A 15272-nucleotide genomic window follows, 5' to 3' on the forward strand; every position below is an offset into this window, starting at 1 on the left:
ACTTCAAAAATAAGTAATAAAACCGACTCTTATTAGTTGCCTAAACGTTGATCCGGTTGACGACGTTGCTCGTATTTTAAGTCTTTTAAGAAGTTAGATTTTATGCCTATAAAGAAATTCCAAGATGATAAATTACTAAACGGCACCCAAGAAAAATTCATACGCCAACTTAATAGGTCCCGTTCAAAACGGAACTGAGTAAACGTAAAGCCTTTGTTTAAAAAATCATAACCAGATGATGCGCCAACTGTCCATTTTGGGGATAACTCTATATCACCAGAAAACATTAGCGAGTGTGATGCTATTCTATCTTCACGTCTAGTGTTGTTATAATTAACGGCGTATGCAAGACGTAAATTCCAAGGAATTTTGTAATTATAATCTGTGAGATTAGCTTCTTTTTCTTTTTGCCGTTCTTTATCTTCTTCAGTATAAACCCTAGTTGTGAAATCCTCGGTTCTTCCAAATAAGTCATCAGTACGTCCATTGGCTCTTACAGATTCGTCTCGCTGTCGTTGGTCTTTTTCTGATTCTGGCTTTCCACTGAATGAATTATTGTTAAGCGAGTAACTCATGTTTATGTTAGCAGCTGTTAAACGAAACAAACTACCTCCATTATCAATATTAAAAGTATTAATTTTATTGTTGTTATTGTCTAAGGCGTATGGATCTAGAGTTGCAGAAAAATTGACAGACATTTTATCCTTTAAAAAATTTAAGCCGCCATTAATACGTAGAGGTGCTAAATTTAAAGAATCTGCGGCCAAATCATAACGAGTACTAAAGTTTAAGTTATTGATTAACGTAATCTTCTTTGGTTCAGTTTCTGTAGAATCCTTAGAGCGAACTTTGGCTTCAAAATTATTACCTATATCTAGACCAATAGAGCTAGAATAACGGTTGTTTGGTGAGCCAAATATAGACCCTTCAAATCTTGTAAACTCTTCTACCTCTCTGATAGTATTACCATCTGCATCTACTGTTTCAAACGTTTCAAATTCTTCAAAGTATTGATCAAAAGCTGGTTGCACAGTATAACTCAAAGACGGCCTCATGACATGTCTTATGGCTTGTATCTTTGCATTTTTGTTCTTTTTGTTAAACGGAAACATACCATACAAAGTTGTACCAATATTTGCACTAAAATTATAGGTTCTAAAACTGTCAAAACCATTAATATCAGTAGTTACAACAGATTGAGTATTTTCATCAAAACTACGTCTTATAGTATTTAATGTCCAATTCTCTTGAAAATTTGTACTAGCACTTACGCTGAAATAATCAAATAATTTAAAATTAGTTGTTATGGGTATAGAGTGTTGCATTCCGGCTAAAGCATCATCAAACATTTCACTTTTACCAAATAACGAATCAGTTGTCGTAATACGATATTCTGCTCTAGAATTGTACTGCAAATTTATATTCTGAATAATTCCCTTTTTGACACCACTTTTAGGAGCAAAAGGAAACACTCTACCAACAGACACTTGTAACGTAGGTAATGTGAGATTTATTTGTTCAGTTTGGGTGTTTTGGGAATGAGTTGCAGTAGCATTAACATTAACTTGAGGCTCTCCAGGAAATGTTTTTGAGAATGATACTGAAGATGCTAACGTATTATTTTGTGAGTTAACAATGTTATTTTGGTTAACAGATTGTCTAAAAAATTGACTACTACCTAAATTAACTGATGCTGAAAACCTTGAGTTTGGATTTGCTTTTGCGTCTTGTGAATGAGACCACCTGAGATTATAGATGGTATTTTGTGTAAAATCTGGAAAGCCCCGCTCACTAGTCAATAAATTTTCATATCTAAATGCTAGATTGCCATTAAAACGATAACGTTTGGCATAATTACTTTCTAGGCGTAGACCATAACTTCCATTGGTATAATAATCGCCAAGAACTGCCAAATCTAAATAATCGCTAATCGCAAAGTAATAACCACCATTTTGTATAAAATAACCACGATCACTACCAGTGTCTTCACCAAAAGTAGGGAAGATGATACCTGATTTTTGTTCTTTGCTTAGCGGAAAGTATGCAAAAGGTAAAGCTATAGGTGTTGGTACGCCATAGATTTCCATATAGGTAGGACCAACTACAATTTTCTTACCTGGCACTAGTTTAATCTTGTCAGATATAAACTGATATTCTGGATCATCTAGATTTTCTGCTGTAGTAAAGCGTGCATCTTTCATGAAAAGTGTAGAGTCATTTTCTCGCTTTGTTAGGGGCGCAAAAATATTCATCCCAGAATCTTCAGTTCTAGAATTAAAAATGATAGCCTTTTTATTTTCTTTATTAAAAATTATAGAGTCAGGTTCAACTTTGTTTTGTGCTTGCGTAAAAACGGGTTGTTGTGAGTACCCTGTAGAGTCCTTTAAACGGCCAGCATAAATTAGATTGGTGTTGTTGTCTATAACAATAATACCTGCAGTAATCTCCATGTCCTGGTACTTTACAACAGCCTTATCGTATAAGTATATTTTCTGTTCTTTGTTATTTAGAGATACACGACCATCAGCACTATAAGTCACTTTATCATCTAAGAATTCTTTTGGTTTTTTAATGGAATCGTTCTTTACAGAGTCTATTACCTTTAGGTTTGGTTTGGGTTTTATTAAAGAATCCACAGAAATTGTAGTGCTGTCTTTTTGTATTGGTTTTGGTTTTACAGCAGGGATTTCCGGTTTAGGCTTGTTTGGAATATCCTGAGTATAGCCAAAAGTGTTAATAAACACTGTAAAACTAAGGGCGAAAAGTATCTTTAGGCTATTTGTACGCAAACCTTTAAATGGTATTTTTGTAAAAGAATGGCTCGGTTTTTGAAACCTCAAAATTACATATATTTTTTTGTGATTGATTTAATATTACAATTAAAGTTTCAAATATAATCGAGCGAAATAAAATAAGGTAATAAACATAGAGTAATTGCCGTTTTAAAATTTACATGAAAACGAATAAGAATTACATATTAGTATTAATGCTTATAGCATTTATCACATCTTTAACATCTTTTAGCTTTGCACAAGTTCCAGATGATAGGTTTGTGGTTGTCTTAGATGCTGGTCATGGTGGTAGAGATCATGGTAATTTGGGCAATGGCTATAAAGAAAAGAATATATCGCTTAAGGTTATTTTAGAATTAGGAAAAGAGCTTGAAAAGTTGGAAGGTGTTAAAGTTATTTACACCCGTAAGACCGATAAATTTGTTGATTTATGGAAACGTGCAGATATAGCTAACAAAGCTGATGCGGATTTGTTTGTATCTATTCATTGTAACTCTGTAGCTAATCCTAAGCCATACGGAACAGAAACATGGGTGTTAGGAGAAAAAAATACAGGTCGAAATTTTGAATTTGCAAAGCGTGAAAATGAAGTGATTTTTTTAGAGGAAGACTACGAAAAAAACTATGCTGGTTTTGACCCTAGTTCCCCAGAATCTACTATTGCTATAGGGATTGAACAAGAAGTTTATGTTGAGCAAAGTATTCTTTTGGCCCGTAAAATTGAAGACGCATTTAAAAACAAAGTAAAGCGTAAGAGCAGAGGTCTAAAACAGAAAAGCTTGTTGGTTATTCGGAACACATACATGCCTAGTGTATTGGTTGAATTAGGATTTTTAACCAACAAAAAAGAAGGTGCGTTTTTAAACACAAAAACTGGTCAATCTAAAATGGCAAAAGCAATAAAAGAGGCCATTATTGACTATAAAAATGAATTAGACCAAAATATTGGCGAAAGTATTTTTGTGGATGTAGATGAAGCCACAACGAAAACTGACACCATTGAAGCAGAGAAACAGACCACCCATGTTATAGAAGGTGTCACTTTTAAAGTTCAAATAGCAGCGAGTTCAAAAAAGCTTGAAACAAAATCATATAATTTTAACGGTTTATCCGATATAAGCCGTGTAGAACTAGGTAAGCTTTACAAGTATTATTATGGTGTAACATCCGATTATAATCAGGCAAAACTTCTTGAAGAAACTGCTAAATCCAAAGGCTATTCATCCTGTTTTATAGTAGCATATAAAAACGGAAAGCGAATTCCAGTAGAGGAGGCGCTTAAAAGTCGATAAAATAGAATACTTCTTAACTATTTTATTCCTAATTTTGTCAATAATCAAAGATCAAAACATTGAAAATTTCTAGAGAAGTTAAAACTGCTGTACTCGTTATTTCTGGAGTACTTCTTTTCATATATCTTTTTAATTATCTCAAAGGTCAAGACTTATTCTCAGATGAAGTAGAATTCTATACGGAGTTTGAATATAATGCATTGACAATGTCATCACCAGTTACCATAATGGGCAATGTTGTTGGCAAAGTAGAGGACATTAAATACGATTTTCAAACAGGTAAAACTAGAGTTGAATTTTCTGTTGACCCAAGATTGGAGTTTTCTAAAAGTTCAAAAATCCGTTTGTATGAAACTGGAATTATGGGAGGTAATGCCTTGGCTGTAATAGATTCTAATGAAGGTATTAAAGCAAAAAAAGGCGATTTTATTCAATCTGAAATCCAACCAGGTCTAATTTCTTCATTAAAAGATAATTTTTCAGGTTTAAGTACTAATCTAGACAAGACATTACGTTCTGCAGATACATTGATGGTAAGTCTTAATGGATTAGTAGCGGACGAATCTGATGCTGGATTAAAAGCGACAATCAAAGAGCTTAATGCGACACTAAAATCATTCAAAAGTTTATCATATTCAATACAAGGTGTAGTGAAAGAGAATGATAAAAAGATTGCTGCCACTTTAGAAAGCTTTAAAACTGCTAGTGCTAATCTTTCCATCTTATCTGAAGATTTGAAAAAGGCTGAGTTATCAAAAACTATTACAGATTTTGACAAGACATTATTAAACATAAATTCTCTTTTAGAAAGCTTTGAAAAAGGAGAAGGTTCCTTAGGAAAACTTCTTAAAGATGACAAGTTGTATAATAATCTTGAGGCTGCTTCTAAAGAAATGGAATTATTATTACTAGATATAAAATTACATCCTGCACGTTACAGACGAATTTTATCTAAAAAAGAAATTCCTTACGAAGCACCTACTGAAGAACAAAAACAAAAGAATTAAATCATTACATGGACTATTTATCAAATATAATTTTTGCAGTAATCCTTATTGCTGGCGTAGGTTATTTTGTCAGAAACATCAAAAAACTTATTCGAAACATAAAACTTGGTCATGATATAGATACAAGTGATAATAAAAACCAGCGTTGGAAAAGCATGGCACGCATAGCTCTAGGGCAAAGCAAAATGGTGGTACGTCCTGTTGCTGGTTTTCTGCATATTATCGTATATGTTGGTTTTGTGATTATAAATATCGAAGTTTTAGAAATAATAATTGATGGTCTTTTTGGCACGCATCGTGTAGGTTTAAAAGTGCTTCCAGAATCTGTATATGGGTTTCTGATTGGGTGTTTTGAAGTCCTAGCTGTACTTGTTTTAGTGTCGGTTATTGTGTTTTGGTTAAGACGTAATGTCATCAATCTTAAACGCTTTTTAAGCTCTGAAATGAAAGGTTGGCCTAAGAATGACGGTAATATTATATTGTATTTTGAAGTTGTTTTAATGTGTTTGTTCTTAGTAATGAATGCGACAGATATTACCTTTCAAAATATGAATGCTGGAAATGTAGTTTCACAATTTATTTCGCCATTATTTGGAGACAATTCCGATACGCTCCATCTTATTGAGCGCAGTGCTTGGTGGTTACATATTATTGGCATCTTAATCTTCTTAAACTATCTATACTTTTCAAAGCATTTACACATTTTACTAGCGTTTCCAAATACATACTATGGAAAGTTAACACCAAAAGGACAGTTCAATAATCTTGAAGCTGTTACCAATGAGGTAAAGCTAATGATGGATCCAAATGCAGACCCGTTTGCTGCTCCTGCAGAAGATGATAATGCTGAAGAGCCTGCAAAGTTTGGCGCTAGTGATGTTATGGATTTAAATCGCATTCAGTTACTTAATGCCTATACCTGTACAGAATGTGGGCGTTGTACTAGCGAATGTCCAGCGAATCAAACTGGTAAAAAATTATCGCCTCGTAAGATTATGATGGATACTCGCGATCGTCTTGCAGAAGTTGGTAAAAATATAGATGCTAATGGTGGAGCGTTTAAAGATGACGGTAAGCAATTATTAGGTGATTATATTACAAAAGAAGAATTATGGGCGTGTACAACTTGCAATGCCTGTGTCGAAGCTTGTCCTGTAAGTATAGACCCATTGTCTATTATCATTGAAATGCGTCGTTATTTGGTGATGGAAGAAAGTGCTGCACCAATGGAGCTAAATAATATGATGACCAATATCGAAAACAATGGTGCGCCATGGCCATATAATCAACAAGACCGTTTGAATTGGGTAAACGAATAAGCTGTATGATAAAGAATGTAAAAAAAATACTATCAATCCTTTTAATCTCAAGTATATCATGCTTTGCTTCTGCTCAAGATGAAACATTATCTGAAATGACTGAGTTAATGTTTAAAAACACAAATGAAAGAAACTTTGAAGCACTTTTGAACATGACCTATCCAAAAATATATGATATGGTTCCAAAAGAGACAATGAAAAACATGTTTGTTTCCATGTTTGAAGGTACTGATGAGATGTCTATTGACTTACCTAAACTAGACCCAGAGTATACTTTATCTGAAACATTCACTGATGAAGATTCAAAAACAGATTATGCTTTCTTAACGTACGATATGTCCATGTCTATGACTTTTAAACAGGAAAGTTTTGATAAAGAAGGTCAAGATTTGATGGTTAAGATGTTTAAGGTTCAAGGAATGGATGCTACATTTGAGACGGATAGCAAGGTCAATGTTTCTGCTCCTAACAGAATGGTCATTTTTCTAAACAATGAAACCTCAAATAATAAATGGACTATGCTAAACTATGATGCAAATTCTCCAATTTTTGTAGACCTACTACCTGTGGGAGTCATTGAAAAATCTAAAGATTACCATCAAAGCATAATGCTAGAAGCAAAGAAAAAGAACTAAGACATGAGTGAGCAACTAAAAGTGCCAACAATGGCAGAATATATGGCAGAAGGCAAACAACCAGAAATTTTATTTTGGGTTGGTTCTGCCGGTAGTTATGATGATAGAGCAAAAAAGATTACTAAAGCTTTTGTAAAGCTTTTAAATAATGCAAATGTAGATTTTGCGGTTTTAGGAGCAGAAGAAAGTAACACAGGAGATGTTGCTAAGCGTGCTGGTAATGAATTCTTATTTCAGATGCAAGCCATGATGAACATCGAAGTGCTTAATGCCTACGAAGTAAAACGCATTGTGACTTGCGACCCACACTCTTTTAATTGTCTTAAAAACGAATATCCAGGACTTGGCGGAGTTTACGATGTTATTCATCATACCCAATACATCAAAGAGTTAATAGATGCTGGTCGACTATCTGTAAAGGGAGATACCTATAAAGGTAAACGTATTACATTTCATGACCCTTGTTATTTAGGACGTGCTAACAATGAATTTGATGCACCGCGTAATGTACTTCAAAATACTAATGCTACTTTGGTTGAAATGAAAAAGCACAAGCGTACAGCATTATGTTGTGGCGCTGGAGGTGCACAGATGTTTAAAGAGCCAGAAAAAGGAGATAAAGATGTTAATGTACTAAGAACTGAACAAGCTTTAGAAACTACTCCTGATATTATTGCTACTGGTTGCCCTTATTGCAACACGATGATGACGGATGGCATAAAGGCTAAAGAGAAAGAAGATAGTATCACTGTTTTGGATGTTGCAGAACTTATTGCAAACGACCAAGATTAGTTATGAATACTGCGGACAAACAAATGCTTAAGGTCGCCTTAAGAAATGGTGTGTTGTTTACAGTTATTCTTTTGGTAATCAGCTATTTTAAAAACGGATTAATTAATTATAAGTGGATACCACTTTGGTTCTTGTTCTTTGCTGGAACTGGTGCACTCCGCTATTATTATCAAAATAAAAAAACAAATGAATAGATTATTATTTTTCGCCCTTTTTGCATTTTCAATTTTTATCACTAATGCTCAAGACAAAACTAAAGATGAGATTTTACAACTTATAGCAGATGATACATGCAAGTGTATTGCTACAAGTGATGTAAAAGAAAAAAAGACTATGAAAGAGAAAGAGTTAGCACTTGGCGTATGTCTTATTAAAAGTTATGGCGTTAGAAAAAAAGAGAGTAGCTATTTTGAGAAAAATCCTCAAGTCGATTTTGAAGCCTTAGGAGAAGAAGTTGGTGTTTTAATGGTGGGTACATGTGGTGAAGATTTTATGGCACTTTTTAATGAAGAAGAACTTGGCGAGTACATAGAGGATTATGCAGATGATTCTTCACAGCTATCTTACACAAGTGGTAATGTTTTGAGTTTGGATGTCACATTAGTTTCAATGGAAAATAATATTGTATCCTCTATAACAATGACTGATGATTTTGATAAGTCACATACGTTTATCATTATCAATGAGTTTAATGGAGCTGATCAATTAAAGAAATCTAATTTTGGCAAGCAATTTTATGTGGAATACCAAGAATTGGACATCTATGATTTAAGTGAAAAACGATATGTGAAAAAGAAAGTTTTAAAATCTATTAATAGAAAATAATGCTAGTAGATTTCGATACACTTCCCGAAGAATCACGTGTTTGGATATATCAGGCAAATCGTTCATTCTCAGAAACTGAAATTTCTGAAATTGAAGAGAAGCTAAATGTCTTTATTCAAGCATGGACTGCTCACGGACAAGATTTGCAAGCCGGCTTTAAAATTGTATATAAGCGTTTTATTGTTATCGCCTTAAACCAGAGTTTAAATATTGCAACAGGTTGCTCTATAGATGCTTCAGTACATTTTATTCAAGATTTAGAAAAGACATATAATGTTGATTTAATGGATAAGATGAATGTGTCCTACAAGCAAGGTGAGTTTATAGCTCATAAGTCCTTGATTGAATTCAAAAAAATGGCAAAACAAAAAGCGGTGTCAAAAAAAACAATTGTATTCAATAATTTGGTGACTAATATCGCAGAATTCAAAGAAAACTGGGAAGTACCTGCTAGTGAGAGTTGGCACAATAGATTTCTGTAATTAAAGATTTCTTAGTCATATCTCATTATTTTTGTAAAATTCACAATTCATTTTTCTTTTATTATTTATGGAGATTAAGCATATTTACACTTCTTAAATAATCAATCTGTATTTAGTGGCAAAAGATATTTTCTTATTAAATATTTCAGGTCAAGATAAGCCTGGATTAACTTCAGGTTTGACTAGTGTTTTAGCGCAATACGGTGCAAAAATATTAGATATTGGTCAAGCCAATATTCACGATACCTTATCTTTAGGTATGATGTTCGAGATAGAGTCTGGTCCTAAATCTTCTGCGGTACAAAAAGACTTATTGTTTAAAGCCTATGAGTTAGGGATTACCGCAAAATTCAAACCCATTTCCTTAGACGATTATGAGCATTGGGTCAATTTACAAGGAAAAGATCGTTACATCGTCACTATTTTAGGTGAAAAATTGGCAGCAGAACAAATTTCTAAAGTCACTAATGTCATATCAGAAAAAGGTTTAAATATTGACTCTATTAAACGGTTGACAGGTAGACTTTCATTAGTAAGAACGGAAGAATATCCAAGGGCATCTATTCAATTGTCCATTCGTGGGAGAATTGATAATAAAACTGAGTTGACTGAAAAATTTATGCAAATCTCACATGATTTAGATGTAGATATTGCATTTCAAGAAGATAATATTTTTAGACGTAATAGACGTTTAGTATGCTTTGATATGGATTCAACTCTAATTCAGACAGAGGTTATTGATGAGTTGGCTGAATTAGCTGGAGTGGGTAATGAAGTAAGAGCAATAACAGAATCTGCAATGCAAGGAGAGATAGACTTTAATGAAAGTTTTAAAAGGCGTATGAAGCTTCTCAAAGGACTCTCAGAAGATGTGCTGCAACAAGTTGCAGAAAATTTGCCTATTACTAAAGGTGCTAGACGATTAGTGGACACATTACACAGTTATGGGTTTAAAACTGCAATACTTTCTGGAGGATTCACATATTTTGGCAACTATCTTAAAGAGAAGCTAGATATAGATTACGTTTATGCTAACGAGCTAGAAATTAAAGACGGACTCCTCACAGGAAGCTATATTGGCGATATTGTAGACGGAAATAAAAAAGCAGAATATTTACAATTACTTGCAGATAAAGAAGGTATAGATATTAGCCAAACTATTGCTGTTGGTGATGGCGCTAACGATTTGCAAATGCTTAATCTGGCAGGTTTGGGTATTGCATTTCACGCAAAACCAAAGGTTAAGGATAATGCACAAAGTTCAATCTCTAGTATTGGTTTAGATGGTGTACTATATCTCTTAGGCTATCATGATCGACATATAGACTTACTAGATTAGTTATTTATATCCATTAAATCCTTTTGGTTTGAGTATAGCAAATTCATTTTTGTTAATCCATTTAAATGTCCAAACACTTTCAAATTTACTAGATTGATCAAATACAATTTGATTTTTATCTTTAGAAATAGTATACATGCCTTTATAGCTTCTTCGAGAATTGTCATTTCCGCATCTTCTGACTAAACCAGAATGTTTTAAGAATATGCCATTGGGTTTAAACTCTATTTTAGAACTAAAATCCTTTTTGTTAGTACGCTTATAGATCAGAATACTATTCCCATTCGATTTAATTGTTTTATTTACAAGCCAATAACCAATTAATTTAGACTCTGAAATACTTTTACGATTTTGACCTAATACATTTAATATAAATAATAGACTAAATAGTAGTAAAACTTTTTTCATAGTATAAAGCTTCACAAATATTATTCCATTTAAAAATTGTTTACTTGTTAATTAATGTCTTTATAAATCTATCATAAAGTCTTTTTACTTGTTGGTTTTTATGCTAATTTGCCATAGTATTCGTTATAGATTTAATACTATAAAAACAAATTCATGCAGCGTATTACCCTCATTATATTTTTATTCTTTTCTTCTCTTAGTTTTTCGCAAGAGGACACACCAAACCCATTACTAACAGAAGATATTGAAGCTCAACAAAAGTGGGTTGACAGTGTCTATAATTCTATGACTGTAAAAGAGCGTATTGGACAATTGTTTATGGTTCAAGCGTTTTCTAATAAAGGATTTAAGCATGAAAATGAGATTGCAGCATTGGTAAAACAATACGGTATTGGAGGTGTTATTTATTCAAAAGGAGGTCCGACTCGCCAAGTAAAAATGAATAATAACTTACAATCTGAGTCTAAAATCCCACTTTTAATAGGTATGGATGCAGAATGGGGTTTAAGTATGCGTTTAGATTCTACATATGCATTTCCTTGGAATATGACTTTAGGTGCAGTTTCTGATCATAAATTAGTTGAGCAAACAGGTTATCAAATAGGTGAGCACTGCAAGCGAGTCGGCGTGCATTTTAATTTTGCACCAGTAGTAGATATTAATACAAATCCAAAGAACCCAATCATTGGAAATCGCTCTTTTGGAGAAGATAAAGATAATGTTACTAGTAAAGCTTCAGCGTTTATGAAAGGCATGCAGTCGGCTGGTGTTTTGGCCAATGCCAAACATTTTCCTGGTCATGGCGATACAGATGTAGATTCTCATAAAACTTTACCGACAGTTAGTTTTACTAAAAAGCGAATTGACTCTGTAGAACTATATCCTTATAGAAAACTTATTAAAGAAGGACTCTCTAGTGTTATGGTGGCACATTTAAATATTCCAGAATTAGGAATTCAAAATGGATTGCCAACATCCTTATCCAAATATGTTGTAACAGATTTATTAAAAAAAGAACTAGGGTTTAAAGGTTTAATTTTTACAGATGCATTAACAATGAAAGGCGCTGCAGACTTTGTTGAACCTGCAATAGATGGTGTAGCCAAGAAGAAGATGGATACACGTGGCGAAATAGATCTTATGGCTTTTAAAGCCGGTAATGATGTGATGCTAATGTCCGAAAATGTACCTAAGGGTATTGAAAAGATTTTTAAAGCATTTGAAAAAGGAGATATTTCTGAAGAGCGCTTGGCGCATTCTGTTAAGAAGATATTAATGGCTAAATACAAAGTAGGACTTCAGGATTATAAACCTTTACCATATTATGGTGTTCATGGTGATATAAATAGAGTTGAAGATGATGTATTATATGGAAAACTCTTCGAAGAAGCAATTACGGTCTTAAAAAATAAGAATAGCATTTTACCTTTACGAAATTTAGAGACTAAGAAGATAGCCTATGTAACATTGGGTGATGATAAAGGTTCTGATTTTTATAATGAATTAAAAAAATACACTAAGGTGCATAGAGTCTCTGCAGAAAGTTTGAATGATTTATTAGAAAAACTTAAAAACTACAATACTGTTGTTATTGGTTTTCATAAATCAAATGCAAATCCATGGAAATCTTATAAGTTTTCTACTAAAGAGTTAACATGGCTGTACGAGATTGCAAGGACAAATACAGTTGTACTTGATGTATTTGCAAGACCTTATGCATTAATGGATTTTAGTACTATTGAAAATATTGAAGCCGTTGTAATGAGTTATCAAAATAGTACCATTTCACAGCAAAAATCTGCTCAATTACTATTTGGAGCTATTGGAGTCAAAGGAAAGTTGCCAGTTTCTGCTGGGCAATATTTTCAATATGGACAAGGAGAAACATATAATGCACTTAATAATTTGTCATACGGATTACCTGAATCTGTTGGGGTAGATTCAAAACTATTGAATTTTAAATTAGATTCTATAGCAAACTATGCAGTTAATGAAAAAATGACGCCAGGTATTCAACTTTTAGTAGCAAGAAAAGGAAAGGTGATTTATAATAAAAACTTTGGATATCATACATATTCAAAAAAGAACAAGGTAGACTTTGATGATGTTTATGATGTAGCATCTTTAACAAAGATTATGTCTACACTGCCTTTAATCATGGAACTTCAAGAAAATAATGTACTGTCGTTAAATACAAAAATTTCAAAATTGCTTCCAGAATATAAAGGCACTAATAAAGAAAATATTACCATAAAGCAGATGCTGTCTCATTATGCACGTTTAAAACCTTGGATACCTTTTTACGCAAAAACACTAGATACGATTACTAAAAAGCCTTTAAAAAAATGGTATAGAAATTCAAGAATTGGTGCATACAATGTAGAGGTAACAGATAATTTATTTATGCGTAAAGATTATAAAGATTCTATACATGATATTATTAAAGAAACAGGTTTGCTATCCACGCTTCGTTACAGATATAGTGATTTACCCTATTATATATTAAAAAAATATATAGAAAAATATCATGATAAAGGTTTGGATGAGCTGATTCAAGACCATATATACCAATCTTTAGGTGCAAATTATACGACCTACAAACCAAGAGATAAATTCAGTTTAAAAGATATTGTACCTACTGAAGTAGACGATTATTTTCGGTATCAAAAAGTACACGGTTATGTGCATGATATGGGTGCAGCCATGCAAAATGGAGTAGGTGGTCATGCTGGTGTTTTTAGTAATGCAAATGATGTTGCAAAGTTGATGCAAATGTATTTGCAGAATGGCTTTTATGGAGGAAAGAGATATTTTAAGACTGAGACTCTAGCACAATTTACTAAATGCCATTATTGCCACAGAGATAATAGGCGAGGTATAGGCTTCGATAAACCACAGTTAGGTGATGTTGGACCAACATGTGGTTGTATTTCAATGACAAGCTTTGGACATTCTGGATTTACGGGAACTTATGCTTGGGCTGACCCAGAAGAAGAAATTGTATATGTCTTTTTAGCTAATAGAACTTATCCAAAAGCTGGTAAAAACAGATTATTGCGCGAGAATATTAGAACAGAAATTCAACGTTATATATACGAAGCCATCATAGATTAAAAGAGTTGTAATTATTCGTTAAAACTAACAAACTTCAAGCTTTACTATTTCAAATCTTTTAATTTAGCTTAATATAATCAACACAATATGAAAATTGGAATTGTTTGCTATCCTACCTTTGGTGGTAGTGGCGTGGTGGCCACCGAATTAGGCTTAGAATTATCTAAACGTGGACATGAAATACATTTTATTACCTATAAACAACCTGTACGCTTAGAATTGTTAAGTAAAAATGTACATTTTCATGAGGTGCACGTCCCTGAATATCCATTGTTTCATTACCAACCCTATGAATTGGCTTTATCAAGTAAGTTAGTAGATATGGTGAAATTGCATGGTATAGAATTACTGCATGTGCATTATGCGATTCCACATGCTTATGCCGCTTATATGGCACAGCAAATGTTGAAAGATGATGGTGTTTATGTGCCGATAGTTACAACTTTGCACGGCACTGATATTACTTTGGTTGGTAGTCACCCTTTTTATAAGCCAGCGGTTACTTTTAGTATTAATAAGTCTGATGCTGTTACTTCAGTATCAGAAAGTTTAAAGCAAGATACACTGCGTTTGTTTGATATAAAAAATGAAATTGAAGTAGTACCAAACTTCATTGATATAGAGAAGCATCAACCAAATTTTACAGACTGCCAGCGTAGTATGATGGCAACAGATGACGAGCTAATAATTACACACATAAGTAATTTCAGAGAAGTAAAAAACATACCAGATGTAATAAAGGTATTTTATAACATTCAAAAAGAGATTCCAGCAAAATTAATGATGGTTGGTGAAGGACCAGAAAGAGAACCTGCAGAAAACTTAGTGAAGCATTTAGGTATTAGTAACAAGGTTGTTTTCTTTGGAAATAGTAATGAAATAGATAGAATCTTATGTTTTAGTGATTTATTTCTGTTGCCCTCGCAGACCGAGAGTTTTGGACTTGCTGCGCTTGAAGCAATGGCATCAAGCGTTCCTGTTGTATCTTCTAATTCTGGTGGGCTTTCTGAAGTAAATAAAGATGGTTACTCAGGGTATTTAAGTGATGTTGGAAATGTAGAGGAAATGACTAGAAATGCTCTTAAAATACTTCGAAATAAAGAAACATTACTTGTATTTAAAGCTAATGCTAAAGCTCAATCTCTAAACTTCGATTTGCATGCTATTGTGCCAAAATATGAAGCGATATATGAGAAAACATTGTCTGAGTATTTAGTAAAATAAAAAAAGCCATCTATCAAAGATGGCTTTTTTTATAGACTTTATA

The 15272-nt window shown here is 33.1% G+C and carries 13 protein-coding genes; 11 read left to right on the forward strand and 2 right to left on the reverse strand.

The window, feature by feature from the left end:
* Window positions 1–32 precede the first annotated feature (32 nt).
* Window positions 33–2840 carry a putative LPS assembly protein LptD gene (locus IEV10_RS08750; protein WP_188374336.1) on the reverse strand — a complete coding sequence of 936 codons (2808 nt, stop codon included), beginning with the start codon at window positions 2838–2840 and terminating at the stop codon, window positions 33–35.
* A gap of 113 nt (window positions 2841–2953) precedes the next feature.
* Between IEV10_RS08750 and IEV10_RS08755 the strand changes: the two genes are divergently transcribed.
* The 9 genes from IEV10_RS08755 to serB all read left to right on the forward strand — a co-directional run bounded on the left by IEV10_RS08755 (window position 2954) and on the right by serB (window position 10483).
* Complete coding sequence (locus IEV10_RS08755; RefSeq protein ID WP_188374337.1) at window positions 2954–4084, forward strand: N-acetylmuramoyl-L-alanine amidase family protein; 1131 nt, start codon at window positions 2954–2956, stop codon at window positions 4082–4084.
* Between the two features lie 59 nt (window positions 4085–4143).
* Window positions 4144–5091: an MlaD family protein gene (locus IEV10_RS08760; protein ID WP_188374338.1), complete on the forward strand. Its 948-nt coding sequence runs from the start codon at window positions 4144–4146 to the stop codon at window positions 5089–5091.
* An 8-nt stretch (window positions 5092–5099) separates the two neighbouring features.
* Entirely contained in the window at window positions 5100–6410 is a 1311-nt protein-coding gene (locus tag IEV10_RS08765; RefSeq protein ID WP_188374339.1) for a 4Fe-4S dicluster domain-containing protein, read from the forward strand.
* Window positions 6411–6415: 5 nt separating this feature from the next.
* Complete coding sequence (locus tag IEV10_RS08770) at window positions 6416–7045, forward strand: hypothetical protein (RefSeq protein WP_188374340.1); 630 nt, start codon at window positions 6416–6418, stop codon at window positions 7043–7045.
* A gap of 3 nt (window positions 7046–7048) precedes the next feature.
* Complete coding sequence (locus tag IEV10_RS08775) at window positions 7049–7837, forward strand: (Fe-S)-binding protein (protein ID WP_188374341.1); 789 nt, start codon at window positions 7049–7051, stop codon at window positions 7835–7837.
* 2 nt (window positions 7838–7839) lie between these two features.
* Window positions 7840–8031 carry a hypothetical protein gene (locus IEV10_RS08780; RefSeq protein ID WP_188374342.1) on the forward strand — a complete coding sequence of 64 codons (192 nt, stop codon included), beginning with the start codon at window positions 7840–7842 and terminating at the stop codon, window positions 8029–8031.
* Window positions 8024–8662 (forward strand): hypothetical protein, encoded by a 639-nt coding sequence (locus IEV10_RS08785; protein WP_188374343.1) that lies wholly within the window; start codon window positions 8024–8026, stop codon window positions 8660–8662. The genes IEV10_RS08780 and IEV10_RS08785 overlap by 8 nt, the downstream gene beginning before the upstream one ends.
* Complete coding sequence (locus tag IEV10_RS08790) at window positions 8662–9144, forward strand: ABC transporter ATPase (protein WP_188374344.1); 483 nt, start codon at window positions 8662–8664, stop codon at window positions 9142–9144. The genes IEV10_RS08785 and IEV10_RS08790 overlap by 1 nt, the downstream gene beginning before the upstream one ends.
* A gap of 115 nt (window positions 9145–9259) precedes the next feature.
* Window positions 9260–10483 carry a phosphoserine phosphatase SerB gene (gene serB, locus IEV10_RS08795; RefSeq protein WP_188374345.1) on the forward strand — a complete coding sequence of 408 codons (1224 nt, stop codon included), beginning with the start codon at window positions 9260–9262 and terminating at the stop codon, window positions 10481–10483.
* Here the strand turns inward: serB and IEV10_RS08800 are convergent, their stop codons facing one another.
* Window positions 10484–10891 carry a hypothetical protein gene (locus IEV10_RS08800; protein ID WP_188374346.1) on the reverse strand — a complete coding sequence of 136 codons (408 nt, stop codon included), beginning with the start codon at window positions 10889–10891 and terminating at the stop codon, window positions 10484–10486.
* Between the two features lie 153 nt (window positions 10892–11044).
* Between IEV10_RS08800 and IEV10_RS08805 the strand changes: the two genes are divergently transcribed.
* Together IEV10_RS08805 and bshA are read left to right on the forward strand one after the other, a co-directional pair.
* Window positions 11045–14005 (forward strand): serine hydrolase domain-containing protein, encoded by a 2961-nt coding sequence (locus IEV10_RS08805; protein ID WP_188374347.1) that lies wholly within the window; start codon window positions 11045–11047, stop codon window positions 14003–14005.
* An 87-nt stretch (window positions 14006–14092) separates the two neighbouring features.
* Window positions 14093–15229: an N-acetyl-alpha-D-glucosaminyl L-malate synthase BshA gene (gene bshA / locus IEV10_RS08810; RefSeq protein ID WP_188374348.1), complete on the forward strand. Its 1137-nt coding sequence runs from the start codon at window positions 14093–14095 to the stop codon at window positions 15227–15229.
* Window positions 15230–15272 lie beyond the last annotated feature (43 nt).

The sequence above is a fragment of the Winogradskyella haliclonae genome (assembly GCF_014635865.1).
Taxonomy (GTDB): domain Bacteria; phylum Bacteroidota; class Bacteroidia; order Flavobacteriales; family Flavobacteriaceae; genus Winogradskyella; species Winogradskyella haliclonae.

Coding starts and splice junctions, on each gene's coding strand:
- IEV10_RS08790 (WP_188374344.1), top strand. CDS start 8,662: ATGCTAGTAGATTTCGATACACTTCCCGAAGAATCACGTGTTTGGATA.
- IEV10_RS08765 (WP_188374339.1), top strand. CDS start 5,100: ATGGACTATTTATCAAATATAATTTTTGCAGTAATCCTTATTGCTGGC.
- IEV10_RS08805 (WP_188374347.1), top strand. CDS start 11,045: ATGCAGCGTATTACCCTCATTATATTTTTATTCTTTTCTTCTCTTAGT.
- IEV10_RS08780 (WP_188374342.1), top strand. CDS start 7,840: ATGAATACTGCGGACAAACAAATGCTTAAGGTCGCCTTAAGAAATGGT.
- IEV10_RS08785 (WP_188374343.1), top strand. CDS start 8,024: ATGAATAGATTATTATTTTTCGCCCTTTTTGCATTTTCAATTTTTATC.
- IEV10_RS08755 (WP_188374337.1), top strand. CDS start 2,954: ATGAAAACGAATAAGAATTACATATTAGTATTAATGCTTATAGCATTT.
- IEV10_RS08770 (WP_188374340.1), top strand. CDS start 6,416: ATGATAAAGAATGTAAAAAAAATACTATCAATCCTTTTAATCTCAAGT.
- bshA (WP_188374348.1), top strand. CDS start 14,093: ATGAAAATTGGAATTGTTTGCTATCCTACCTTTGGTGGTAGTGGCGTG.
- IEV10_RS08800 (WP_188374346.1), bottom strand. CDS start 10,891: ATGAAAAAAGTTTTACTACTATTTAGTCTATTATTTATATTAAATGTA.
- IEV10_RS08775 (WP_188374341.1), top strand. CDS start 7,049: ATGAGTGAGCAACTAAAAGTGCCAACAATGGCAGAATATATGGCAGAA.